Consider the following 25,567-nt stretch of genomic DNA (forward strand, 5'->3'; position numbering starts at 1 on the left):
AATCATACTTGACCGATCGGAATTCATATAATATAGTGTTTAAGGATAATGAGCAAGGGAGTGTTTACCTGTTTTGGAGAATTTATTTGTAGTCTTACATGTTTTCATTATGCTTTTGCTTATAGCAGGTCTGTTTGTGATGCAAAAAAAACACGTTTCCTTTTCTAAACGTGTCTTTACCGCGCTCGGATTAGGCATTGTATTCGGTTTTGCACTGCAATTGATTTACGGGCCGGCTTCACATATCGTGACACAAACAGCTGATTGGTTTAATATCGCCGGCGGCGGTTATGTCAAGTTGCTTCAGATGATCGTCATGCCGCTTGTCTTTATTTCCATTCTGGGCGCATTTACGAAGCTGAAACTGACCCATAACATCGGAAAAATCAGCGGCCTGATCATCGGAATTTTGATTGCCACCACAGCAATTGCCGCGGCAGTCGGAATTGTTTCGGCGCTTTCCTTTGATCTGAAGGCCGTTCATATCGACCAGGGAAGCACTGAGCTATCAAGAGGCCAGGAGCTTCAGCAAAAATCGGAGGATATGACGGCTAAAACGCTTCCTCAGCAAATCGTTGAGCTTCTGCCGGGAAATCCGTTTCTTGATTTCACCGGGGCCAGACCGACTTCCACCATCGGAGTCGTTATTTTCGCCGCTTTTCTCGGCATCGCTTTCCTTGGCGTGAAACGGAAGCAGCCGGAGCACGCCGCGACATTCAGCGGAATTGTCGATGCGGTTTACGCGATTATTATGCGCGTCGTGACATTAATTTTAAGACTGACGCCTTACGGGGTGTTGGCGATTATGACGAAAACGATCGCGACAAGCGACATCGACAGCATTGTGAAACTGGGGATGTTTGTGATCGCATCATACGCCGCGCTCATCGTCATGTTTATCATTCACTTGCTGCTGATTACGTTCAGCGGTTTAAATCCGATCACATACGTGAAAAAAGCATTTCCGGTCATGGTGTTTGCGTTTACGTCCCGTTCAAGCGCAGGGGCTTTGCCGCTCAATATTAAAACACAAAAAAGCATGGGCGTACCGGAAGGAATTGCGAACTTCGCCGGTTCATTCGGCTTATCGATCGGTCAAAACGGCTGTGCCGGCATTTATCCGGCAATGCTCGCGATGATGATTGCGCCGACAGTGGGGCAAAATCCGTTTGAACCCGGATTTATTATTTCGGTCATCGCGATAGTGGCAATCAGTTCGTTCGGTGTAGCAGGCGTAGGAGGCGGCGCGACTTTTGCGGCTCTTCTCGTCTTATCCGCTTTAAACATGCCTGTCGCGCTTGCCGGGCTGCTCATCTCAATTGAGCCGTTAATTGACATGGGACGCACTGCCTTAAATGTCAGCGGCAGCATGACCGCGGGACTGTTAACAAGTAAAATGACGAAGGAAACCGATACCTCGGTTTACAATGATTCCTCAATCGTCATTGAAGCTGAAGAAGCTTAATAAAAAGAGGATCATCAGCAAAAACCAGCCATGGCACATCACTTTGCTGTGAGCCGCACTGCATGGTTAGCAAGATCTTTCCTCAATCTGAAAAGCCTTAACTTCACCTGAAGTTAAGGCTTTTTTAGCGGGAAGCAACATTATCCGCTCCCCGGCATTGTGATTAAGGGAACTTCTTCAAATCGTTAAAAAACGAATTCGTGTATTTTTAATGATTTCCGGGTTCCAGATCTTCCAGCATATTCATTACGGTGCTGTCATTTAAAACATTTACCGCGCTTTCTTCAAAGTGAATCGGCTCCGTATAGTGAGGCTTTGCCGAAGTCTCTTTTCTGCGGTCTGCCTGTCCGTCCGTATGGCTCCGGCTGTGTTCATGAGACGATGAAGTTGAGCCGGAGTGTTGGCGGGAAGTCTGCTCATGCCGCTGTCCGCCGGAATCTCCGCCGAAAGCCTGCTTAATCATCTCAGCGGGCTGCATGGAGCCGCCTTGTGAGTGCCGGTCTTTGTCCGTGTGCCGCTGTCCGCCGGAATCTCCGCCGAAAGCCTGTTTGATCATCTCGGCGGGCTGCATGGAGCCGCTTTGTGAATGCCGGTCTTTGTCCGTGTGCTGCTGTCCGCTGGATTCTCCGCCGAAAGCCTGCTTAATCATCTCAGCAGGCTGCATGGAGTGTGCGTCATCTTTATGCTGCATTCGGCCTGAAACCATTCCGGTGATTTTGCGGCGGATTTCCGGTGATAAAGCTGCAATCAAAAGTGATGAGCCGATCAGCAGCGCTGTCGGGCTGATGCCTCTTTTTTGTCTGAACAAGTTAAATCCCTCCTCATTCTATTGATTACATTTATCTTTTCCTTTCCTTCTGATATTTATCCAACTGCGCAAATGCAAACGGCGTGCATAAATCCAGCCGAATAGAAAAACCTATACGTAAAGTGAGAAAGGAGGAATTCACATGATAAAAAAACAAGCAGTTATCTCTGCCCTTCTTCTGCCGATGCTGATTACCGCAGGGTGCAGCATGGGAAACCAGGGAGAAGGAAAACGAAATGACAACCGCACCCAAAATGTAAATTACCGCAACACGCCTAACGACGGTGCGACAAATATGAATACAGGGAACCGTCATAACCAAAACACCGCAGATCACAATAACAACCGTAACCTGAGGGTTGCTGATAAAGCCGCAGACAAGGTGACTGATCTGAAAGAAGTTAAAAATGCAACTGTAATCGTTGCCGGAAACAGCGCTTATGTTGCCGTTGTTTTGACAAACGGGCAAAAAGGCGCCATCGCCAACCATTTGAAAAATAAGATTACCGATAAGGTGAAATCAGCCGATAAACATGTCCGGACAGTATATGTATCAGCGAATCCGGATTTCGTGGAACGTATGCAAGGCTACGGAAAACGAATCAAAAACGGCCACCCGGTATCGGGTCTGTTTGATGAATTCGGCCAAATGGTGCAGCGTGTATTCCCAAACCCCAATAAATAAATGAATGAATGGAAAAGCCGCATTTGCTGCGGCTTTTTTATTTTATCTGCCGTCACGGCCAAACCTTCCGGCGCATAAAGTAAAGAATGAGATGAAAAATTGAAGGATCGGGGAGGGAGCTTGTTTGCGTGACGGCATGGGGAAACGGGCGGCATTCACTCTGATCCTGTGCGGAGTCCTTGTCATATTGGCTGTCAGTTCAGCCGTTTCAGTCAGTTTGATGTACGTCCTGTCAGGCCAAAACAGCCGCTCTGTTCCGACGAAGGAACAAGTGACTGAACACATGAATAAAGAAATTTACAAACATACAGCGATTTACTATACGGCGGATGAAAAACCGCTCTTGGATCTGACCAAGCTTACGTTAGACTACGCAAAGCGTATCAATCAAATCATTGTCGGCTATAAAGGAACAGCGCCTCTTGAACTTATTTTCTTTGCGGATGAAGCTGAAATTGAGCAATATTCCGGCTTGAAAAACGTAGTCGGTTTTTATTCAGAGCAGGAGCAGATGATGGGGCTTTTGCCTGAAGAGAAAAAACAGCTTCTGAAAAAAGATGAGCTGGCCGTTTTTATGTATAAACAATTGATTATACATGAATATACGCACTATGCGTTTCATCAAAAAACGCGGCAAATGGGGACGTCTACGTCTGAATTTCCGCTTTGGTTTCATGAGGGGCTGAGCGAATGGGTTGCGCATTATGATGTAGTCATTGATCCGATTGCATTTTCCGTCGTGCCGTTTGATCAATTAACGACCGACCGAAAATGGCAGAAATCGCGGATGGAGTATGAGACGGATGTATATTTGCAAAGCTTCTATATGATAAAGGATTTAACCGATACATTCGGAGAAGGCATTATCTTAACCATTATCAACAAAACCGCCGAAACACAGGATTTTGAAAAAGGCTTTGAAGCAGCCACCAAAGAAACCCTGAAACAGTTTGAACGTGATTTCACAAAAACATATGAAAAAAAGAAAACGGCATTGGAGAGTCGGGTATCCAACGCCGTTTCTTAATCAATGCAGGTTTTGCTGCTGTCCCATTTGTCCTTTAATCGGAGGCATTTGCGGCTGTCCCTGAGCCGGCCCAAATGAATTCAGCATCGTCTGCATATCTTGTGCATTAAGCTGAGGAACCTGATAATAACCGTGTTTGTTTTGGTACAAGAAGATTTCAAATGCCATTTCAACATATTGCTGAATTTGAGCGGAGAGCACTCTTCTTGTCACGGGATTGGTCATTTCAAGCGAGCTCATCGTCAAAAGAGAAGCTTGAGCTTTAATCAGGCCGAGCATATGACCGCTTATCCCGAGATCTTTGACATCATTTAATGATTGATTCGGTTTTTTCGGCTGTGTCGGTTTTATGCCGTACACGGCTTGGTTCTGTTCCTTCATCATATATGTCGAAGTTTCTTGAGAAGGCTTTTGGCCGGTCTTAAAGCATTCTGCTGTCAGATTATAAAGTCCGAGAATGAATTGGTACTGGCGGTCAAGAATATCCGCCAGCTGCTGATCCTGTATAAATTGTCTGAGCATCATAAATTGATCCAGGACGCCGACTGTTCCGGCCAGGACTTCATGCATATCGAAAAGCTCATGTCCTCCGTGATTCACTTGCGGTGAACCCGGCATCCCCTGATTTACTGGCGGCGGCTGCTGATTCTGCTGCTGTTCCACTGATTGTTTTCCTCCTTCATGTCAAATCATCATTAAGATGTGAAAAAAGCTGATCCGTTATACATGCAGACCGATTTCGTTACATGGGGACTATTTACTATTTTGCGCCAGTGAAGACAATCTTTACAAAAAAGTGGTGTGATTTTTAAGAAAATAAGCTAACGTATTTCTTAGAAGACAAGGGGGGAAATGAATGAAGAAAAAAAGGGGGATGCGTCTTTCGTGCTGTGTGCTGATGGTTTGTTTTATGGTCTCCGGCCTGAAAGATGCGGCAGCAATCGGACAAGCCGGACCGCTGAATGAGAGTAGAACGGATAAGGCGTATCAAGAACAGCAGACTGAAGACACCGGCCGTGTCCCGCTCAGAATCATCAGCATGAATGATCTGCACGGAAAAATTGATCAGCAATATGAGCTTGATCTTAACGGAGATGGTAAACCGGATGGCACGTTCGGCCGAATGGACTACGCTGCGGCGTACATTAAAAAAGCAAAAGCCGAAAAAGAACACGCCTTCGTGGTGCATGCGGGCGATATGATCGGGGGCAGTTCTCCCGTGTCAGCCCTTTTTCAAGATGAACCGACAGTAGAACTGATGGAAGACATCGGGTTTGACGTGGGGACTGTCGGCAATCATGAATTCGATGAAGGAACAAATGAGCTTAAACGGATCATCAATGGAGGAGATCATCCGGACGGAAAGGGGACAAGCGGTTATGACGGCCAAAATTTCCCGCTCGTCTGCGCCAACTGTAAACTGAAATCAGGTGAGTCCTTTCTTCCGCCGTATGAAATCAAATACGTTTCCGGAATTCCGGTTGCATTTATCGGAGTTGTAACCAGATCGGCAGCAGGAATGGTCATTCCGGACGGAATTAAAAACATCACGTTTACGGATGAGGTAAAAGCCGTCAATGACGCCGCCGCTGACCTGAAGAAAAAAGGAATTAAAGCTATCGCCGTGCTCGCCCATATGTCTGCTGAACAAAACGGCAGTGCGATCACGGGAGAAGCTGCAAAGCTTGCCGGCGGGACAGACTCAGAGATTGACGTGATTTTCGCCGCGCACAATCATAAAGTCGTAAACGGAGAAGTCAACGGCAAGCTGATCGTGCAGGCATTTGAATACGGAAAAGCAATCGGAATCGCCGATCTTGAACTTGATAAAGAGTCGAAGGATATCGTGAAAAAATCAGCGGAAATCCAATATATCGACCAAAGTAAAATCAAGCCGGACCCGGATGCGGCAGGCATATTAAGCAAATATGAAGAGAAAGTGAAACCGATTATCAGCGAAACGGTCGGGGAAGCGGCCCATGATATAACGGGCGGCTATTCAAATGACGGCGACACGGCGCTTGGAAATCTGATTGCCGACGGTATGAAAGCGAAGATGAAATCCGATTTTGCGCTTATGAATGGCGGCGGCATCCGGGACGGCATAAAAAAAGGGCCGATTACATGGGGAGACCTTTATAATGTTCAGCCGTTCGGCAATGTGCTGACGAAGCTTGAAATCAAAGGAAAAGATTTGCGGGAGATCATCAATGCACAAATTTCTCCGGTTTACGGACCGGATTACAGCATCAGCGGATTTTCCTATACATGGAACCCGGAAACCGGAAAAGCGATTGATATGAAAATGGCGGACGGGACAGACATACAGCCCGAGAAAGGATATACATTAACAGTCAATCAATTTATGGCAACGGCGGCGGGGGCAAAATACGGCCCGATCGGGAAACTCGGCAAGAATCCGGTGACGGGGCCTGAGGATTTGGAAGCGACAGTCGACTATGTCAAAAGCTTTTCCGCTCCGATTTCTTATCAAACCGACGGCCGCATCCGCACGGCATCAGCAGCTGAAACACCTGATGACACCGGCAGTCAGCCGGGAAACGGGGAAACACCGGGCGGCACCAGACCTGATAAAACAGAAAAACCCCAAGCGGAAAAACCCGCTAAAAACCCGGATGCTGCAAAACAGCCTGACCAAGCCAAAAAACCAGAGCGTCCCGTTATAAAAGAAACAGCTTCCGAAACCCGTCCGTCATCGGCTGCAAATCCGGAAAAAAGCACAAAACAGACTGAAAGCGGCTCACAAAAAGGCCGCCCGTTGCCTGATACTTCAGCGGGCAGCTATCAGACGGCACTGGCCGGACTGGTGATCACAGGCGCCGGCGTATACTGGCTTTTCAGAAGGAAAAGGAGAACCCGTACACCATGAATAAACTGAAACACATTCCGCTTCTTGTCATCATTATCGGTGTCATCGTCACATGCTATGGAAGCTGGAAGATCGTCGATTCACATATGAAGACAAACCAATCGCTTGAAGAAGCAAAAAAAGCGGCTGAACCCGTTCTGGCAAAGAAAGAAACGAATAGAGCGGCTTTGGCGCAGCGCAAAAAAGAATTTCATCCTAAAACAGGTGAAGCAAGCGGTATTTTAGAGATCCCTAAAATCGATGCTGAGCTCCCGATCGTGGAAGGGACTGACGCAGACGATTTAGCAAAAGGCGTCGGCCATTACAAAGACAGCTATTATCCGGATGAACACGGCCAAATCGTATTATCCGGCCACAGGGACACGGTGTTCCGACGGACCGGCGAACTGAAAAAAGGAGACAGGCTGAACGTGATGCTGTCTTACGGCGCGTTTTCTTATAAAATCAGCCATACAAAAATCGTCAGCCGGGATGATACGTCCGTCATCACCCTTCAGCATGAGCGGGAGGAACTGATCCTGACCACTTGCTATCCGTTTTCTTACATCGGAAATGCACCGAAACGATATATTATATATGCTTACCCGGATTAAGAAAAATACGTGTCGGCAAAGTGTGCCAGATCAGAGGGCATCGGCGCTTCGGCAATGATTTCTTCTCCGGAGATCGGATGAATGACACTTACCTTTTTGGCGTGAAGCGCCTGTCTGTGAAACAGCGCCCGGCTTCCGCCGTACAGATCATCTCCCGCTAACGGATGGCCGATGCTTGCCATATGCACTCTGATTTGATGTGTTCTTCCGGTTTCCAATTCAAGCTCGATCAGAGAAAGCCGCGCGCCGGAATGATAGCCTTGTACCTTGTAATGGGTGACGGCGGCTTGTCCGCCGGGTGAGACGCGCCGTCTGACGGAATGTGACCTGTCGCGGCCGATCGGCGAATCAACCGTGCCTTTTTTCGGCGTCACTTTTCCTTCCGCTGCGGCGATATAGGTGCGTTTTAATGTTTTGGTTTCAAGCTGCCGGTCGAGGATGGCATGAGCCAGGCGGTGCTTGGCAAAAACGACCGCACCTGACGTGTCCCGGTCAAGCCGGTGAACGTGGCGGACTTTCGCTTGTTCGCCGTTGATTTGAAAATGGTAAGCGATCAGATTGCTGAGGGTTCCGGTCTGACCCTCTTCATTCGGATGAGTCGGCATTCCCGCCGGCTTATTTGCAATCAGCATATGATTGTCCTCAAATAAGATTTCCGCTTCCCCGTATTCCGGGATCACCGATGACTCCGTTTTTTCCTGAAGATCAATGAAAAGGCGGTCTCCGGTTTTCAGGATGATGTTGTTTTTGGGAGATGTGCGATTGACCTGAATGCTTTCTTGGTTCATCCATTCGGTTATCACGGGTTTAGATGCCTGAAATTCTGATTTCAGGACTGAAAACAGCCATTGTCCGGCGTGCTTTTCCGTTATCAGAAGTTCCAGCCCGCGGTCATTTTGTTTCATATCATAAAGCTCCTTTTTCAAGCGGAAAGCGGCTGTTTCAATAGGAAACACTTACCTTAGCTTTCGCGTTTTTTTCTGTGCTATTCTTGATAAAGATTAAGGATATTCACATGGCAAGAAAGGTGATTGATGTGAGAATTGTCAACGCAGCGACTGACGGGCAAGAAAGCGCGATACAAGAGCTTTCCTCTGAATTGTTCCAAAATGTCTTTCCTCTTTATTTCTCCGAACTGGAAATTCAGCGCTTTAAAAAAAGGGGCGTATTGTCTTTACAAAACCAACTTTACCAAGGAACGTTAAAAGAAGCATTTCAAATTATGGCTTGTCTGCAAACGGTACATATCATGCTGTCAAAGCCGCACGCGGTATATGATGCCAAAGAGCGTGCGCTGTTTGATAAAAATTGCGCTTTGCTGAATGATTGCGGAATGAATTTTCCGTTTACCTATGATGATTTCGAGACAGGAGCCGAATCAGAAGCCTGCGGTCACAGAAGGCTGATCTGATGGATGTAAAGAGCCTTTTTACAGGCTCTTTTTTGCTTCTTTGACATGATACCACAATTTCTTTCCTCTAACTCCCTTTATAATGAGACAAATCCCCGAGCATAATAAATGGCGAAAGGGGTGCTTTACAATGAGTTCAATCAAACAATCAATGACTACCCACGTGGCTACCGTTTCTCCCAATCAAACGATTCAGGAAGCGGCCGCGCTGATGCATCAGCATAATGTCGGAGCGATTCCCGTCGTTGACGGAGGGGAATTAAAAGGAATGCTGACAGACCGTGATATCGCATTGAGAACAACGGCTCAAGGCCGCGACGGCCAAACACCTGTTTCGCACGTGATGTCTTCTAAAGTGGTATCCGGAAACCCGGAGATGAGTCTTGAAGAGGCGTCACACCTGATGGCCCAATACCAAATCCGCCGCCTTCCCATTGTTGATCAAAATCATTTGGTCGGGATCGTTGCGCTTGGAGACTTAGCGGTCGATCAGCGTTCAAACGAGTCTGCGGGAGCAGCTCTTTCTAATATTTCCAGCCAAAACTCACAGTAACGGATCAAGAGAGCTTGCATTCATGCAGGCTCTTCTTTCCGTCCGAATGTTACATTTTGAACGCGGAAGAAATTCACGGTATAGTGTATACATAGGTCACAGTACGTTAACTAAAGGAGCTGTAAGCAGTGATAAAAGCATTAATCTTTGATTTTGACGGGTTAATTTTAGATACAGAAACCCATGAATATGAAGTGCTGCAAGAAATGTTTGAAGAACACGGATCGACATTGCCTTTATCTGTCTGGGGAAAGGTGATCGGAACGGCCGCGGGGTTTAAGCCGTTCGCGTATTTAGAGGAGCAGCTGGGAAGAAAGCTCGATCATGACGAACTGACGGCGATCAGGCGCGCGCGCTTCCAACAGCGGATGAAAACGGAAACGGCGCGTCCCGGGGTGGAGGCTTATTTAGCCGCGGCGAAAGAATTAGGATTGAAGGTGGGGCTTGCTTCAAGCTCAGATTTCAAATGGGTGTCGGGCCATCTGAAGGAGTTAGGCCTGTTTGATGAATTTGAAGTGATTCAGACGGCGGATGACGTAGAAGAAGTGAAGCCGAATCCGGAACTCTATTTGAAAGCGGCGGAACATTTAGGCGTCGAACCTTCCGAATGTCTTGCTTTTGAGGATTCCGTCAATGGCTCAATCGCAGCCAAACGCGCCGGCATGAAATGTGTTATCGTACCGAATAAGGTAACAAGCACCCTGTTGTTTGAAGAATACGATCACAGATTGGAATCGATGGCGGAAATGGAACTTGAATTACTTTTACAGCGCTTGAACAATCAAAACGAATCGGCAGGGGGAAGCGGCATTGTCTGAGAAACTTGATCTGACCCGTTTTGAAAAGAAAATGGTCATACGGAACATGGAAGAGAAAGATATCAACAAAATTATTGAGCTGCAAAAGGATTGTTTCCCGGGGATGGAGCCTTGGGAGCCTGAGCATTTAATCAGCCATCTCGCGCATTTTCCGGAAGGTCAGTTTTGCGCCGAGTATGAAGGGGAAATTATCGGATCATGCTCCAGCCTGATCATCAATTTCGATGAATACGATGACCGCCACACATGGCAGGACATTACAGACGACGGTTACATCACGAACCACAATCCGGACGGAATGAACCTGTACGGAATTGAAGTGATGGTGCATCCGGCATACAGACGGATGAAGATCGGACACCGGCTGTATGAAGCGAGAAAAGACCTGGCGAGACGATTAAACCTGAAAAGCATCATTATCGGCGGACGGATTCCGAATTACCATAAATATGCGGAAGAAATGACGGCGAGAGCCTATGTTGAACAGGTGACGCGCCATCAGATTTATGATCCGGTGCTTTCCTTCCAGCTGATGAACGGATTTACGCTCATGCGGATCAATCCGAATTATCTCCCGGATGACACCGCGTCCATTAAATATGCGACATTAATGGAGTGGAACAATGTCGATTACCTGCCGCAGTCGAAGCGCTATTACAAATCGGCATTTCCGGTGCGTATTTGCGTCATTCAGTATGAAATGAAAAAGATTTATTCCTTCGAGGAATTTGCCAATCAGGTTGAATATTATGTGGATGTGGCTTCCGATGCAAGATCTGATTTCGCGGTATTTCCTGAAATTTTCACGACGCAGCTCATGTCATTCCTTGAGGAGCGTTCTCCGAGTCTTGCCATTCAGAGGATTACCGAATATACAGAGGACTATATCAGCCTCTTTACAGATCTTGCGGTGAAATATAATGTCAACATCATCGGCGGCTCCCATTTCGTTGAAGAAGAAGGGAAAATTTATAACATCGCTTACTTATTCAGACGTGACGGCACGATTGAAAAACAGTATAAGCTTCACATTACGCCGAATGAGCGGAAATGGTGGGGCATCAGCGCCGGAGACAGAGTGCGCGTATTTGATACGGACTGCGGAAAGATCGCCATTCAGATCTGCTACGATATTGAATTTCCGGAGCTTGCGAGAATTGCCGCGGATCAAGGGGCGAAAATTATCTTTACGCCGTTCTGCACTGAAGACCGCCAAGGCTACTTGCGCGTAAGATACTGCTCTCAGGCGAGAGCGGTTGAAAACCAAATTTACACTGTCATCTCAGGTACGGTCGGGAACCTGCCGCAAACAGAAAATATGGACATTCAATACGCACAGTCAGCCATTTTTGCTCCGTCTGATTTTGAATTTGCCAGAGACGGAATCGTTGGTGAAACGAACCCGAATATCGAAATGGTTGTGATCGGGGACGTTGACCTTGAAATTTTAAGAAGACAGCGTGAAAACGGAACCGTGCGCCAGCTGAAAGACCGGCGCAAAGACATCTACCGGATTACGCATCTTAAATGAAGAAAGCCCGCTCCGGTTTAAGGAGCGGGTTTTTTTATAAAAATACTTGCACCGTCCCCGGTTTCGGGATATGCTCTTGTAGCCCTTTCGCTTTCTGGGAGAAAGCGTTTTTTTAATTGCTGCCGCTTTATTGACTCGCCCATGCCGCGCCTTTATATTCTTATTAAGAGGAAAACTTCACCAAGAGAATCGGCGTCAGAAGCCGGGCAGCTTTCGATACAGTGCAATGATATTGAAAGGGAGATGAGCGGTGTGGAACATGTACAAAAAAATCAGTCACTCAAACAAAAGGATAAAGAGCTGATTTGGCATGCGATGAAAGGGGCGGAGCCGGATGACAGCATAATCGTCCAAAAAGGGGAAGGCGCCTGGGTTACGGACATTGACGGCAGGCGGTATTTGGACGGCATGTCAGGACTATGGTGCGTCAATATCGGGTACGGGAGAAAGGAGCTTGCCGATGCGGCTTACAGCCAATTGAAGGAGCTTCCTTATTATCCGCTGACCCAAAGCCATCAACCTGCGATTGAGCTTGCGGAAAAACTGAATGAATGGCTCGGCGGCGATTATGTAATCTTCTTTTCCAACAGCGGATCGGAAGCAAATGAAACCGCGTTCAAAATTGCCCGCCAATACCACATTGAAAACGGCGATCACAGCCGCTTCAAATTCATCTCCCGGTACAGGGGCTATCACGGCAATACGATGGGGGCGCTCGCCGCTACCGGCCAGGCGCAGAGAAAATACAAATACGAACCGCTCTCCCAAGGATTTTTGCATGCGGCGCCGCCTGATCTCTATCGGAATCCCGCCGATGCTGACACATTGGAAAGCGCACATGAAATCGACCGGATCATGACGTGGGAATTAAGCGAAACGATTGCCGGGGTTATTATGGAACCGATTATTACAGGCGGAGGTATACTGATGCCCCCAGACGGGTATATGGCAAAGGTAGAGGACATTTGCCGCCGCCACGGCGCGCTGCTTATCAGTGATGAAGTCATCTGCGGTTTCGGCCGCACGGGAGAGCCGTTCGGATTTCAGCATTACGGCGTTTCACCGGACATCGTCACAATGGCAAAAGGCATCACGAGCGCTTACCTGCCGCTGTCGGCTACGGCGGTGAAACGGGAGATTTTTGAAGCGTATTCGGACGGTGAGCCGTACGGCCGTTTCCGGCACGTGAATACATTCGGAGGCAATCCGGCAGCCTGCGCCCTTGCTTTGAAGAACCTGCAATTGATGGAGGATGAAAATCTGATCGCCCGTTCCCGTGAGCTTGGCGAAAGGCTGCTCCGGGAGCTTCAGCCGCTCAGAGAACATCCCGCGGTCGGAGATGTACGGGGAAAGGGCCTTCTTGCCGGCATCGAGCTCGTAAAGGACAAAATCACGAAAGAACCCGCTGATGCCGCCGCTGTCCAGCACGTCATCACCGCCTGTAAGAAAAAAGGCCTGCTCGTCGGGAAAAATGGCGATACCGCAGCGGGATATAATAATGTCATTCAGCTATCACCGCCTTTCTGTCTTTCTGACGAGGAGCTTTCTTTCATCATTTCGACGGTCAAAGAAAGCGTGCTGAGCATTGATTTTTAATGTAAAGGAGTAAAACATGAGTTTTCACAACCAGCAGATTTTACCGGCTATCCGGAACATGAAGCAATTCGATGCATTTTTAGAAAGTCCGTTCTTATACGGCGTTATTTTAGATATTCACCTCGGTCAATTAAAAGGTGTCGTGAATGAAGCGAAAAAACACGGAAAACACCTGATGGTTCACGTCGATTTAATTCACGGCATTAAGCATGATGAATACGGGGCGGAGTTCATTTGTCAGGACATCCGGCCCGCCGGCATCATTTCAACGAGATCGGCCGTCATCGTCAAAGCGAAACAAAAGAAAATATATGCGATCCAGCGTCTGTTTCTCTTGGATACGAGCGCGATGGAAAAGAGCATGGAATTCGTCGGGAAGCATAAGCCTGACTTTATCGAGGTCCTCCCGGGCATCGTTCCGACTTTAATCCGGGAAATTAAAGAGATGACGGGCATTCCGATTTTTGCCGGCGGCTTTATCCGCACGGAGCAGGATGTTGAAAACGCTTTGCAGGCGGGGGCCACGGCTGTGACGACTTCAGACACCGAGCTGTGGGCTAAATATGAACATTCTATGACAAAAAAAGATTGACACCGCTTACACCCGTTGTTACAATAGACCTAGGTTAATACTATGTGATGGAGACCCGGAGACCCACAACAGCTCTTTACGGAAGCAATAAAGCGTAAAGCGGTCTGTTGTGGGTTTTTTATTCTCTATAACTCTGTCAAACCTGCTATTATGTCATTTGGGAGGAATGATGATGACAGCATTTTGGGGAGAAGTAATCGGTACAATGCTGCTTATTATTTTCGGGGGCGGCGTTTGTGCGGGAGTCAATTTAAAGAAATCGCTTTCATACCAATCCGGATGGATTGTTGTTGTATTCGGCTGGGGGCTTGGAGTAGCTATGGCGGCATATGCTGTCGGCGGAATCAGCGGCGCTCACTTGAATCCGGCTTTAACGATAGGCCTTGCGCTTGAAGGCAGTTTTCCTTGGAAAGAAGTCCCTGTATATATTGCTGGACAGATGATCGGAGCAATGATCGGTGCGGTTATTGTGTATCTTCATTATCTGCCGCATTGGAAGGCGACGGATGATCCGGCGGCTAAGCTGGGCGTTTTCTCGACCGGCCCGAGTATTCCTCATACATTTGGGAATATGATAAGTGAAGTCATTGGGACGTTTGTGCTCGTGCTCGGCATTTTGGCGATCGGAGCGAATGAATTTACAAAAGGGCTGAACCCGCTGATTGTCGGATTCCTCATCGTGGCTATCGGAATTTCTCTCGGAGGAACAACCGGGTATGCGATCAACCCTGCGCGGGATTTGGGGCCGAGAATCGCACACGCCTTTCTGCCGATTCCGAAAAAAGGGCCGTCAAATTGGAAATATGCCTGGATTCCCGTTATCGGTCCGATCATGGGCGGTGCGTTCGGCGGCGTATTTTACAATGCCGCGTTTAAAGGAAATGTGACATCTAGCTTTTGGTTTGTAAGCGTTATAATGGTTGTATTGCTTTTTATACTCTATGTTTATACCAAGAAATCTCAATCACGAAAAACATTATCAAATTCTGAATATATTTAAAAAGGAGAGCGGCATCATGGAGACCTATATTTTATCAATTGACCAAGGCACAACAAGTTCAAGAGCGATTCTTTTTAATAAAGAAGGAAAAATCGTGCATTCCGCTCAAAAGGAATTCACACAGCACTTCCCTCAGCCGGGCTGGGTGGAGCATAATGCGAACGAAATCTGGGGATCGGTGCTCGCTGTTATCGCGACTGTGATCTCAGAGTCCGGAATCAGCGCGGATCAAATTTCCGGCATCGGCATCACGAACCAAAGGGAAACGACGGTCGTATGGGATAAAGATACCGGAAAGCCGGTATACAATGCGATTGTGTGGCAATCGAGACAAACATCCGGCATTTGCGAAGAGCTTCGTGAAAAAGGATATAATGATACATTCAGAGAAAAAACGGGACTTCTGATCGACCCTTATTTCTCAGGAACAAAAGTCAAATGGATTCTTGACAATGTAGAAGGCGCGCGGGAAAAAGCGGAAAACGGAAATCTCCTTTTCGGAACGATTGATTCGTGGCTCATCTGGAAAATGTCCGGAGGCGCGGCGCACGTAACGGATTATTCCAACGCTTCAAGAACGCTGATGTTTAATATCCATGAATTAAAATGGGATGACGAGCTGCTTGACATTTTAGGCGTGCCGAAATCAATGCTGCCGGAAGTGAAACCGTCTTCTCATGTGTACGCGAAAACGGTTGATTATCATTTCTTCGGCAAAAATATTCCGATTGCGGGTGCGGCCGGAGACCAGCAGTCAGCGCTGTTCGGTCAGGCGTGCTTTGAAGAAGGCATGGGGAAAAACACATACGGCACAGGCTGCTTTATGCTCATGAATACCGGAGAAAAAGCCATTACTTCAGAGCACGGCCTTCTGACGACGATCGCCTGGGGATTAGACGGAAAAGTCGAGTATGCGCTGGAAGGAAGCATCTTTGTCGCAGGTTCTGCCATCCAATGGCTGAGAGACGGCATGCGGATGTTCCATGATTCGAAAGAAAGCGAGACATACGCAGAGCGTGTGGATTCCGCTGACGGTGTATATGTCGTGCCCGCTTTCGTCGGACTGGGCACACCGTACTGGGACAGTGACGTGCGCGGCTCAGTTTTCGGCCTGACACGCGGAACGACGAAGGAGCATTTTATCCGGGCTACGCTTGAATCTCTCGCTTATCAGGCGAAAGATGTGCTTGATGCCATGGAAGCTGATTCAGGCATCTCTTTAAAAACTTTGCGTGTAGACGGCGGAGCGGTTAAAAATAATTTCCTTATGCAGTTCCAAAGCGACTTGCTTGATGTGCCGGTCGAACGTCCGGAAATTAATGAAACGACGGCGCTCGGTGCCGCGTATTTGGCCGGAATCGCTGTCGGCTACTGGAAAGACAGCACTGAAATCGCCGATCAGTGGAATCTGGATAAGCAATTCAAACCGGAAATGGAAGATGAAAAACGCGATGAATTGTACGGCGGATGGAAAAAAGCAGTAAATGCAGCTATGGCTTTTAAATAATATAAAATTATGATATACTGAACACAAGTTAATAGGAACGGTCCTGAGATGAGGAGAGACCACAGCACCAAAGTGATAACATGCGCTTTGGCTGTTGTGGTCTCTTTTTCTATACCGTGACAACAAGGAGGAAACGTAATGATGAATCACCAATTTTCGAGTTTGGAACGGGATCATATGCTGGAAGACATGACTAAAAAAACATACGATCTGTTTATTATAGGCGGAGGCATTACGGGTGCCGGTACGGCGCTTGACGCTGCTTCAAGGGGAATGAAAGTCGCTTTGAGCGAAATGCAGGATTTCGCGGCCGGCACATCAAGCCGATCCACAAAGCTTGTCCACGGCGGTTTGCGTTATCTGAAACAATTCGAAGTCAAAATGGTGGCTGAAGTCGGTAAAGAACGTGCCATTGTATACGAAAACGGCCCGCACGTCACGACGCCGGAATGGATGTTGCTTCCGTTCCATAAAGGAGGCACATTCGGTTCATTCTCTACTTCCATCGGTCTGCGTGTATATGACTATTTAGCAGGGGTAAAAAAATCAGAGCGCAGAAGCATGCTGTCTGCAAAAGAAACGCTGCAAAAAGAACCGCTCGTCAAAAAAGACGGCTTAAAAGGCGGAGGCTACTATGTAGAGTACCGGACGGACGACGCGAGACTGACGATTGAAGTCATGAAAGAAGCCGTTAAATTCGGTGCGGAGCCTGTCAACTATTCTAAAGTGAAAGAGCTGCTTTATGAAAAAGGAAAAGTCGTCGGCGTTTTAATTGAAGATCTGCTGTCAGGCAAGGAATACAAAGTGTACGCCAAAAAAATCGTCAATGCGACAGGTCCGTGGGTCGACGAGCTGAGAGAAAAAGACCACAGCAAAAGCGGAAAACATCTCCAGCATACAAAAGGGGTCCATCTCGTATTCGACCAATCCGTATTCCCGCTTAAACAGGCTGTGTACTTTGACACGCCGGACGGACGTATGGTGTTCGCCATTCCGCGTGAAGGAAAAACATACGTGGGCACGACAGACACGGTTTATAAACAAAAGCTTGAGCATCCGCGCATGACGGTGCAGGATCGTGATTATGTCGTCAGCTCCATCAATTATATGTTCCCGGAACTGAATATTACGGCGGACGATATTGAATCAAGCTGGGCCGGCCTCAGACCGCTCATTCACGAAGAAGGAAAAGATCCGTCTGAGATCTCCCGTAAAGATGAAATCTGGACATCTCAATCTGGCTTGATCACAATCGCCGGAGGAAAACTGACGGGCTACCGTAAAATGGCTGAGCACATTGTCGATCTTGTCAGCGACCGCTTAAAAGAAGAGGGCGGCCAGGACTTCGGCGGCTGTAAGACGAAGACGATGCCGATTTCCGGAGGACATGTCGGCGGCTCTAAAAACTTCGAGTCATTTGTGGAAGCAAAGACAAAAGACGGATTGAAAATCGGTTTATCACAGGAAACAGCTAAACAGTTAGCCATCAGATACGGCTCTAACGTCGAAAATGTATTCAGCCGGATTGAAGGCCTGAAAGAAGAAGCGGCAAAACGCCAGATTCCGGTTCACATTCTGGCGGAAGCGGCTTACAGCATTGAAGAAGAGATGGCTGCGACACCTGCTGATTTCTTCGTCCGCAGAACGGGCAGACTGTTCTTCGACATCAAATGGGTGCAGACGTATAAAACGGCTGTGATTGATTACATGAGCGACCGGTTCCAATGGGATGACGAAACGAAAGCGAAACATACCGAGTGGTTAAACACGCTGCTGCACGATGCAGTTGTTCCGCTCGAACAATAATAACCGGAGGGCTGTGCCGAAAAGGCATGAGCCCTTCTTTTTACATAAAGCACTGTGTTAAGTTATCAAGTGACACGGACAGCCGCTTCATATTAAAATATGGTCATAAGCTGAAATTATAGGAGGACGAACATGAGTTGGAGTAAGAGTTACGAACGCTGGAATCAGGCCGAACAATTAGATTCAGAATTGAAAAAATTATTGGCGGACGCAGAAGGAAACGAGCAGCTGCTGGAAGACTTTTTCTACAAAAATCTTGAGTTCGGAACAGGGGGCATGAGAGGAGAAATCGGGCCGGGCACAAACAGAATGAACATTTACACGGTCCGCAAAGCATCCGCCGGGCTTGCTGCGTATATCGCAAAACAAGGAGAAGAAGCGAAAAGAAGAGGCGTTGCGATCGCGTACGACTCCCGTCATAAATCTCCTGAGTTTGCGATGGAAGCAGCCAAAACCCTTGCTTCCCAAGGCATTCAAACATACGTATTTGATGAGCTCCGCCCGACGCCTGAGCTGTCTTTTGCGGTGAGAGAACTGAACGCTTATGCGGGTATCGTCGTGACGGCCAGCCATAACCCGCCTGAATATAACGGATATAAAGTGTATGGCGATGACGGGGCACAGCTGCCGCCGAAAGAAGCGGACATCGTCATTGCGGAAGTGAATGCGATTGAAAATGAATTAACAATTCAAGTTGAAGATGAACAGGCGCTGAAGGAAAAAGGTTTAATTAAGATCATCGGTGAAGAAATTGATACACCCTATACTGAAAAACTGACTTCCATCTCCGTCCATCCCGAGCTTTCGGAAGAAGTCGACGTGAGCGTCGTGTTCACTCCGCTGCACGGCACGGCGAATAAACCGGTACGCCGCGGTCTCGAAGCGCTCGGTTACAAAAACGTCACTGTCGTAAAGGAACAGGAGCTTCCGGATCCGGATTTTTCAACCGTCAAATCGCCAAACCCTGAAGAGCACGCGGCATTTGAATATGCCATTAAGCTGGGAGAAGAACAAAACGCCGATATTCTCGTCGCTACGGACCCGGATGCCGACCGTCTCGGCATTGCCGCAAAAAACAGTGAAGGCAAGTATACGGTGCTGACGGGGAACCAGACAGGCGCGCTTTTATTGCACTACCTGCTTTCTGAAAAGAAAAAACAAGGCGTCCTTCCTGAGAACGGCGTCGTCATGAAAACGATTGTTACGAGTGAATTGGGCCGCGCTGTCGCTTCATCGTTCGGGTTAGATACGGTCGACACGCTGACGGGCTTCAAATTTATCGGTGAAAAGATCAAAGAATATGAAAAAACCGGACAATACACGTTCCAGTTCGGATATGAAGAAAGCTACGGCTACTTAATCGGCGATTTTGCGCGTGACAAAGATGCAATCCAGGCTGCGCTGTTAGCCGTCGAAGTATGCGCCTTTTATAAAAAGCAGGGCATGTCGCTTTATGACGCGCTGCTGTCCATTTTTAAAGAATACGGTTATTACCGTGAAGGCTTGAAGTCATTGACGTTAAAAGGAAAACAGGGAGCAGAGCAGATTTCCGCTATCCTGACTTCATTCCGAAACGATCCGCCGAAGCAGATGGCCGGAAAACAAATCACGCAGGCTGAAGACTATTCAACGGGAAAACGGACTGTATTTGCCGATCATCGTGAAGAAGATATTGATCTGCCGAAGTCAAATGTCCTGAAATATTTCCTTGAAGACGGCTCTTGGTTCTGCCTCCGCCCATCCGGAACGGAGCCGAAAGTCAAGTTCTATTTCGCAGTGAAGGGAACTTCTTTACAAGACAGTGAACAGCGTCTTGCCGCATTATCTGAAGCCGTCATGAAAACGGTGGATGCCATAGTGGAAAAAACGAAATAAACAAAAAACCGCCGGAAGCGATATCCGGCGGTTTTTTTACGCCTCATCCGAAAGTATGAGAGAAAATCATGCTGAAGCAAAGGCAAATACAGATTAGAATTGATATAATATGGATAATTCTGAATGGCCGGAGTGAGGGAGTTTGACGAAAACGACGGTAGAAACCTTAAAAACCTTAAAAGCGATTGCGGAAACCTTAAACCAAAGCCACGATATGAAGGAAGCGCTTGATAAAGTCCTGCGCGAGCTGCTCAGCCTGACCGGGCTGCAGACAGGGTGGATTTTTCTGATTGATCCGGACGGGTCCTATACGCTTGCCGCATCCGCTTATTTACCGCCGGCTCTCGGTCAGCGGGAAAACGCATTAATGTGCAGCGGGGACTGCTATTGTCTGACCAAATTCAGCAATGGCGGATTGACCAAGGCTGTAAACATTATGAATTGTAAACGGATTGAATTTGCGGAACAGACGACGGATTGCAGCGACACTGAAGGCATTACGCATCATGCGACCGTTCCGCTTGAAGACGGCGGCCGGAAATTCGGTTTATTAAACGTCGCTGCAGGCGAAAAGACGTTTTTCAGCGAAGAAGAACTGCATCTTCTTGAAGGGGTTGCCTTTCAAATCGGAACGGCGATCCAGCGGATGAAACTGGCCGAATTTGCGCAGCAGAACGCCCTGCTGATGGAACGGAGCAGGCTGGCGCAAGAGCTGCATGACTCCGTCAATCAGATGCTGTTTTCCGTCAGCTTAACGGCAAAAGCCGCTAAAAGCTTTACAGATGATGAACGGCTCCGGCAGATGATTACGTTCATCCAAGAGCTGTCGCAGGATGCGTTGACAGAAATGAGGACGCTTATTTGGCAGCTGAGACCGGAAAGTTTAACGAAAGGGCTGTATGCGTCGATCAAAAGCTATGCCGCTCTCATCGGTCTGGAAGCCGTCTGTGACATGGAAGATGAACTGAAGCTTACGGATGAACAGGAACACGCGCTTTGGCGGATCGCTCAAGAAGCCTTGAATAACTGCAAAAAGCATGCGGGAACGGACCGGGTTATCATTTCTGCCGTTAAAAAGCCGGATCATGCTGAGCTTCGCATTATCGACCATGGAGCGGGCTTCAGCGCTGATGCGCATGCGGGGCTGCCGTCGCTTGGCATTGCGGGTATGAAAGCGCGCGCCGAAGCAATCGGAGGCCGGTTTCTATTGCAATCTGAGCTTGGCGCCGGTACGATTGTCTCCGTTCGGCTTCCATTTTACGGGATAGGAGGTCTGATTGATGAAAATTGTGATCGCTGATGATCATCACGTTGTCCGCAAAGGATTGCGCTTTTTCTTCGCCACTCAGGAAGATATTGAAGTAGTAGGTGAGGCGTCTACCGGTGCTGAAGCGCTTCAGCAAGCTGAACTAACGAAGCCTGACATCGTTCTAATGGATTTATCAATGCCTGATATGGACGGCATTGAAGCGGCAAAAATCGCGGCTGAACGATTTCCGGACATCAGTATCGTCGTTTTGACGAGCTATTCCGACCCGCAGCATGTCATTCCCGCCCTTAAAGCCGGAGCCAAAGCGTATCAGCTGAAAGACGCCCAGCCCGATGATTTAGTGAAAACACTCCGGGAAGTGTATTCCGGACGGTACCGGCTCTCAGCGGATATTGTGCCTCACGTGCTGACACATATGGTTCAGGAGGATCAGGATAAGGAAAAATATTATCAGCTGACTCCCCGTGAAAAAGATGTTCTTCAAGAAATAGCCAAAGGGAAAAGCAATAAGGAAATTGCCGCAGCTCTGTTTATTTCTGAAAAAACAGTGAAGACCCATGTGTCCAATCTGCTGTCAAAGCTGAATCTTTCAGACCGGACACAAGCGGCATTGTATGCCGTAAAATACAATGTTTCCGGAAAGGCGGTAAACTAAATGAGTATATTAGTGATCAGCGGCACGCCGAGAAAAAACGGGCGGACAAGAATTGCCGCTTCGTATATCAGAGACCGGTTTCAAACCGATTTTATTGATTTAAGCAAAAGTGAACTGCCGCTTTATAACGGTGAAGAAGAACAGAACGATCTGCCCTCAGTGCAAGAGTTAAGGCGGCAGGTGAAAAAGTCGTCTGCCGTCGTCTTATTATCTCCCGAGTATCACAGCGGCATGAGCGGCGCTTTAAAAAACGCCATTGATTTTTTAAGCAGTGACTGCTGGAGATATAAACCGGTGGCTATCATTGCAGCGGCGGGCGGAGGAAAAGGCGGCATGAACGCGCTGGCGAATATGCGGACTGTAATGAGGGGCGTCTATGCAAATGTCATCCCGAAACAGCTGGTCTTAGACCCGATCCACATCGACATGGAGCGCCGGACCGTATCTGAGGATATGGCGGTCAGCCTGAAAGACATGATCGAAGAGCTGAATATGTTTACAAACACGGGAAATCCCGGCGCCTGACGCCGGGATTGTTTTATGTCAGCATGGCTAATTGATCTTCATACGCGAGCTCTGCCGCATGATCAATATACCTGAGAAGGGAATACAGCTCTTTTTCAAGCACCGCATAATCAAGTTCAAAATGATATGCATGCAAAAAGTGCTCAATACGCTTTGATAACAAATCATCTTTCGTACGCACCATCAAAATTAATAAATTGTCCCATTGAGACCTGTGTGTGTAATATAAGGCTTTATCATAATCGGCATGATCCATCTTACGCTTCCCCTTTCAATGAGAAGTTCTCCGTTAGTTTATGCCGCCGAAGCCCGGATGCAACGGGGGAAAAGTTGGTGTCCGTATAAATTGGGCATAGCAATATGAGGGAGACATAAAATAAAAACGCATATCCGTCTCTTCTTTGGACACGCTAAGATTGACAAAAACGACTCAGGAGAACATAAAGATGAAATTCCTTCCATTTGCGCTCGCCCTCTTGTTTTGCGGCATTCTCATTGCCTCAATCGCTGAAAAAGGGCATACAGAACACCTCGATCCATCAGTCGGAAAATGGGAGCAGCTCGCACGGAACCAGCTGGAACGTGAATACAAGGGCGCCGAGCTTACCGATTATTCGTACATGGGCCGTACGAAAGTAAACCGGGAACAGACGAAAGACGTGTTTCGCGTAACAGTGCAAACAAAAAAAGAGACGTTTTCCTCCCGTGCTGAAGTGTATTTTCACCCCGTGACAAAACATGTGATCAGCATTAATATTTTCAGGCTGTAAAAAAAGCTGCACAGCCTTTTCGGCTGTGCAGCTTGTCTGTATCAGAAGAATCGTTTCGCTCCGAGGTAGCGCTGTTTCCAATAGGAATTGTTCATGCTGGAAATGACGACACCCGAATCGTTGGCATTAATAAACTGTCCGTTTCCGAGATAAATGCCGACGTGAGAAGGTCCGGCTTTATAAGTTGAGAAAAAGACAAAGTCACCGACCGCCGGCTGGCTGACTGATGTCATCGTATTCCAGTAGCCTGCGGCTGAAAGTCTGGATACGGAAGTGACCTTATTAAGAACGTAATAAATAAAACCGCTGCAGTCAAAGCCTCTCGGCGTTGTCCCGCCCCATACATACGGTACACCCAGCTGAGCTTTTGCGGCATCGATCATTACATTAATCTTCGCGCTTGTTGAACCTGTGCCGCCTGTGCTGCCGGACTGATTCGGTGTCGTGTTTGACTGCTGTCCTGTAATCGTCAGCTTCTGTCCGATTTGAAGCACATCTGTTTTCAGATTGTTTTTCTCGCGGATCTGCTGGGCGGTTACATTGAATTTTTGGGCGATCACCCATAAAGAATCCCCGCTTTTGACGGTATATGTAGTGGTTTTCCCTGTATCTCCGGACTGGTTCGGAGATGACGGTGAAGACGAAGAGCCGGAAGATGACGTTTTTGTCAGCTTCAGCACTTGTCCGACACGCAGCATGTCTGACGTCAGTTTATTGATGCTTCTGATTTGCTGAACCGTCATATTGTATGCGTTTGCGATCTTCCAGAGCGAGTCTCCGCTTTTTACTGTATAAGATGATGTTTGCGTCTGGTTTTGATTTTTGTTTGAATTGTCTTTTGACGGCTTGTTTCCCGAAGGAGACGTTCCTTTTATTTTCAGAACCTGGTTTACGTAGATCGTATCCGTTTTTAAGTTGTTTAATACTTTAAGTTCCGCAATGGACATATGAACGCTGTTTGCGATCTTCCAGAGCGAATCGCCGAGTTTGACTTTATATGTCCCGGAAGATGAAGATGACTGATTTTTACTGCTGTTTGAGCTGCTGCCCGGCACGGTTTTTGTCTTGTCGGTGCTTGAGGACACTTTCCCCTTCACTTGCAGCTTCTGTCCTGCGCGGATTAAGTCGCTTGTCAGACCGTTCAGTTTTTTTAGTTCCTGTACGGACATTTTAAAATCAGACGCGATCAGCCACAGCGAGTCTCCGCTTTTCACCGTATACACACTTGTCGTCTTGCCGCTGTTCTTTGAAGATGGCGCCGGGCTGCCGGAATCTGATTTGCCGTTAGGGATGTTGAGCGTCTGCCCGATGGAAATAACGGTGGATTTTAAATGATTGGCTGATGTAATGGCATCCACGCTTGTATTGTAGGTTTGGGCAAGCTTCCATAATGAATCTCCGCTTTTGACCTTAATCGTTTGTGCTTCTGCCGGTGTTACAGCTAACGCAGACCCGACAATCGCAGATGCAGTCAAACCGACCGCTACCTTTTTTTTCATAGTGAATCTCCCTTTTCCTGCGATGATTTTACTATCCCCATTCGTTGCAGCCGCAAGGTGAGGATAACAGTAATGATAATCTTTATATCGGCACTTGTCTGCAATCATTTATCATATTAGTAGAAATAGTTCTTTTTTCTTATGCAGGCATAAAAAAAGAAGGAATGCGGGCATTCCTTCAGCTTCTGAGCAGTCTCATAATCTCCTCTTTATTTTTGACCAGGTCCCTTAACGTATATTTGTCTAAAACAGCCAGGTAAGCTTGCAGGGCTTCATTCAGCAAATTCTTTAAGTTGCAGGCGGGAGATATGATACAGAGATTTTTTTGGGAGTCAAAGCATTCTACGATGTTGAAGTCGTCTTCTGTATTTCGAACGACTTCTCCAATGTTAATGTCTTCCGGTTTCATTCCTAATCGGATTCCGCCTCCGCGGCCCCGGATCGTTTCCACATACCCGAGCTGTCCGAGACGGTAAATGACTTTCATGAGGTGGTTTTTAGAGATGGAATATGTGTCGGCGATTTCTTTTATGTTGGAAAGTTCTTCGGAATGTCTGGAAGCCAAAAAAATCAAAACGCGTAAAGAATAATCGGTATAGTTCGTTAATTTCATAGAATGACCTCGAAAAAAGAGATTTTGCTTCTGTTACAGTTTATCATATAGGATTTCAAAATGAAAAAAAAGGAATTT

Annotated in this window: 25 protein-coding genes; 19 read left to right on the forward strand and 6 right to left on the reverse strand. The window is 47.5% G+C overall.

What is annotated here, in order from left to right; all coding sequences use genetic code 11:
- The first annotated feature begins 73 nt into the window (after positions 1-73).
- The gene (locus ICW23_RS00255; RefSeq protein WP_016938422.1) at positions 74-1,465 is read left to right on the forward strand and encodes an L-cystine transporter; all 1,392 of its coding nucleotides are present in this window, start codon (positions 74-76) and stop codon (positions 1,463-1,465) included.
- Between the two features lie 208 nt (positions 1,466-1,673).
- On the opposite strand, the gene ICW23_RS00260 is transcribed toward ICW23_RS00255, so the two are convergent.
- Positions 1,674-2,273, reverse strand: a complete 600-nt coding sequence (locus ICW23_RS00260) for a hypothetical protein (protein WP_188153842.1) — start codon at positions 2,271-2,273, stop codon at positions 1,674-1,676.
- Between the two features lie 142 nt (positions 2,274-2,415).
- On the opposite strand from ICW23_RS00260, the gene ICW23_RS00265 reads away from it, so the two are divergent.
- Both ICW23_RS00265 and ICW23_RS00270 read left to right on the forward strand, forming a co-directional pair.
- On the forward strand, positions 2,416-2,958 hold the full coding sequence (locus tag ICW23_RS00265) for a YhcN/YlaJ family sporulation lipoprotein (protein WP_016938420.1): 543 nt from the start codon (positions 2,416-2,418) through the stop codon (positions 2,956-2,958).
- A gap of 124 nt (positions 2,959-3,082) precedes the next feature.
- Positions 3,083-3,985 (forward strand): hypothetical protein, encoded by a 903-nt coding sequence (locus ICW23_RS00270; protein WP_188153843.1) that lies wholly within the window; start codon positions 3,083-3,085, stop codon positions 3,983-3,985.
- Here ICW23_RS00270 and ICW23_RS00275 read toward each other — a convergent pair whose 3' ends face one another.
- On the reverse strand, positions 3,986-4,648 hold the full coding sequence (locus ICW23_RS00275) for a spore coat protein (protein WP_188153844.1): 663 nt from the start codon (positions 4,646-4,648) through the stop codon (positions 3,986-3,988).
- 193 nt (positions 4,649-4,841) lie between these two features.
- On the opposite strand from ICW23_RS00275, the gene ICW23_RS00280 reads away from it, so the two are divergent.
- The gene (locus ICW23_RS00280) at positions 4,842-6,875 is read left to right on the forward strand and encodes a bifunctional metallophosphatase/5'-nucleotidase (protein ID WP_188153845.1); all 2,034 of its coding nucleotides are present in this window, start codon (positions 4,842-4,844) and stop codon (positions 6,873-6,875) included.
- Positions 6,872-7,468 (forward strand): class D sortase, encoded by a 597-nt coding sequence (locus ICW23_RS00285; RefSeq protein WP_188153846.1) that lies wholly within the window; start codon positions 6,872-6,874, stop codon positions 7,466-7,468. Before ICW23_RS00280 ends, ICW23_RS00285 begins: the two co-directional genes overlap by 4 nt.
- On the opposite strand, the gene ICW23_RS00290 is transcribed toward ICW23_RS00285, so the two are convergent.
- Positions 7,465-8,373: an RluA family pseudouridine synthase gene (locus ICW23_RS00290; RefSeq protein WP_188153847.1), complete on the reverse strand. Its 909-nt coding sequence runs from the start codon at positions 8,371-8,373 to the stop codon at positions 7,465-7,467. The two genes, ICW23_RS00285 and ICW23_RS00290, sit on opposite strands and share 4 nt — an antisense overlap.
- A gap of 110 nt (positions 8,374-8,483) precedes the next feature.
- Here ICW23_RS00290 and ICW23_RS00295 point away from each other — a divergent pair, with 110 nt between their 5' ends.
- The 13 genes from ICW23_RS00295 (at position 8,484) to ICW23_RS00355 (ending at position 22,607) form a co-directional block, all read left to right on the forward strand.
- Positions 8,484-8,879 carry a DUF5365 family protein gene (locus tag ICW23_RS00295; RefSeq protein ID WP_016938415.1) on the forward strand — a complete coding sequence of 132 codons (396 nt, stop codon included), beginning with the start codon at positions 8,484-8,486 and terminating at the stop codon, positions 8,877-8,879.
- A 130-nt stretch (positions 8,880-9,009) separates the two neighbouring features.
- Positions 9,010-9,432, forward strand: coding sequence for a CBS domain-containing protein (locus tag ICW23_RS00300; protein WP_188153848.1), 423 nt, complete (start codon positions 9,010-9,012; stop codon positions 9,430-9,432).
- Positions 9,433-9,560: 128 nt separating this feature from the next.
- Positions 9,561-10,250: an HAD family hydrolase gene (locus ICW23_RS00305; protein WP_016938413.1), complete on the forward strand. Its 690-nt coding sequence runs from the start codon at positions 9,561-9,563 to the stop codon at positions 10,248-10,250.
- Positions 10,243-11,781, forward strand: a complete 1,539-nt coding sequence (locus ICW23_RS00310; protein ID WP_016938412.1) for a bifunctional GNAT family N-acetyltransferase/carbon-nitrogen hydrolase family protein — start codon at positions 10,243-10,245, stop codon at positions 11,779-11,781. The genes ICW23_RS00305 and ICW23_RS00310 overlap by 8 nt, the downstream gene beginning before the upstream one ends.
- A gap of 243 nt (positions 11,782-12,024) precedes the next feature.
- Complete coding sequence (locus ICW23_RS00315; protein ID WP_095241035.1) at positions 12,025-13,377, forward strand: aspartate aminotransferase family protein; 1,353 nt, start codon at positions 12,025-12,027, stop codon at positions 13,375-13,377.
- A gap of 16 nt (positions 13,378-13,393) precedes the next feature.
- Entirely contained in the window at positions 13,394-13,969 is a 576-nt protein-coding gene (locus ICW23_RS00320) for a glycerol-3-phosphate responsive antiterminator (RefSeq protein WP_016938410.1), read from the forward strand.
- 172 nt (positions 13,970-14,141) lie between these two features.
- Positions 14,142-14,969 carry an MIP/aquaporin family protein gene (locus tag ICW23_RS00325; protein ID WP_016938409.1) on the forward strand — a complete coding sequence of 276 codons (828 nt, stop codon included), beginning with the start codon at positions 14,142-14,144 and terminating at the stop codon, positions 14,967-14,969.
- Positions 14,970-14,985: 16 nt separating this feature from the next.
- Positions 14,986-16,476 (forward strand): glycerol kinase GlpK, encoded by a 1,491-nt coding sequence (glpK, locus tag ICW23_RS00330; RefSeq protein ID WP_016938408.1) that lies wholly within the window; start codon positions 14,986-14,988, stop codon positions 16,474-16,476.
- 138 nt (positions 16,477-16,614) lie between these two features.
- Positions 16,615-18,282, forward strand: a complete 1,668-nt coding sequence (gene glpD, locus ICW23_RS00335; RefSeq protein ID WP_188153849.1) for a glycerol-3-phosphate dehydrogenase — start codon at positions 16,615-16,617, stop codon at positions 18,280-18,282.
- A 132-nt stretch (positions 18,283-18,414) separates the two neighbouring features.
- Positions 18,415-20,157, forward strand: coding sequence for a phospho-sugar mutase (locus tag ICW23_RS00340; RefSeq protein WP_188153850.1), 1,743 nt, complete (start codon positions 18,415-18,417; stop codon positions 20,155-20,157).
- Between the two features lie 142 nt (positions 20,158-20,299).
- Positions 20,300-21,457: a GAF domain-containing sensor histidine kinase gene (locus ICW23_RS00345; protein ID WP_049628179.1), complete on the forward strand. Its 1,158-nt coding sequence runs from the start codon at positions 20,300-20,302 to the stop codon at positions 21,455-21,457.
- Positions 21,438-22,082, forward strand: coding sequence for a response regulator (locus tag ICW23_RS00350; RefSeq protein ID WP_049628180.1), 645 nt, complete (start codon positions 21,438-21,440; stop codon positions 22,080-22,082). Before ICW23_RS00345 ends, ICW23_RS00350 begins: the two co-directional genes overlap by 20 nt.
- Positions 22,083-22,607: an NADPH-dependent FMN reductase gene (locus tag ICW23_RS00355; RefSeq protein ID WP_099743977.1), complete on the forward strand. Its 525-nt coding sequence runs from the start codon at positions 22,083-22,085 to the stop codon at positions 22,605-22,607. It begins immediately after the preceding gene.
- Positions 22,608-22,620: 13 nt separating this feature from the next.
- Here ICW23_RS00355 and ICW23_RS00360 read toward each other — a convergent pair whose 3' ends face one another.
- On the reverse strand, positions 22,621-22,863 hold the full coding sequence (locus ICW23_RS00360) for a YhdB family protein (RefSeq protein WP_016938402.1): 243 nt from the start codon (positions 22,861-22,863) through the stop codon (positions 22,621-22,623).
- A gap of 190 nt (positions 22,864-23,053) precedes the next feature.
- Here ICW23_RS00360 and ICW23_RS00365 point away from each other — a divergent pair, with 190 nt between their 5' ends.
- On the forward strand, positions 23,054-23,377 hold the full coding sequence (locus ICW23_RS00365) for a DUF3889 domain-containing protein (protein ID WP_099743978.1): 324 nt from the start codon (positions 23,054-23,056) through the stop codon (positions 23,375-23,377).
- A 41-nt stretch (positions 23,378-23,418) separates the two neighbouring features.
- Here the strand turns inward: ICW23_RS00365 and lytF are convergent, their stop codons facing one another.
- On the reverse strand, positions 23,419-24,876 hold the full coding sequence (gene lytF, locus ICW23_RS00370; protein ID WP_099743979.1) for a peptidoglycan endopeptidase LytF: 1,458 nt from the start codon (positions 24,874-24,876) through the stop codon (positions 23,419-23,421).
- Positions 24,877-25,054: 178 nt separating this feature from the next.
- Positions 25,055-25,489, reverse strand: coding sequence for a nitric oxide-sensing transcriptional repressor NsrR (nsrR, locus tag ICW23_RS00375; RefSeq protein WP_016938399.1), 435 nt, complete (start codon positions 25,487-25,489; stop codon positions 25,055-25,057).
- Between the last annotated feature and the right edge of the window lie 78 nt (positions 25,490-25,567).

The organism is Bacillus sp. 1021, from assembly GCF_014534735.1.
Classification (GTDB): domain Bacteria; phylum Bacillota; class Bacilli; order Bacillales; family Bacillaceae; genus Bacillus; species Bacillus siamensis.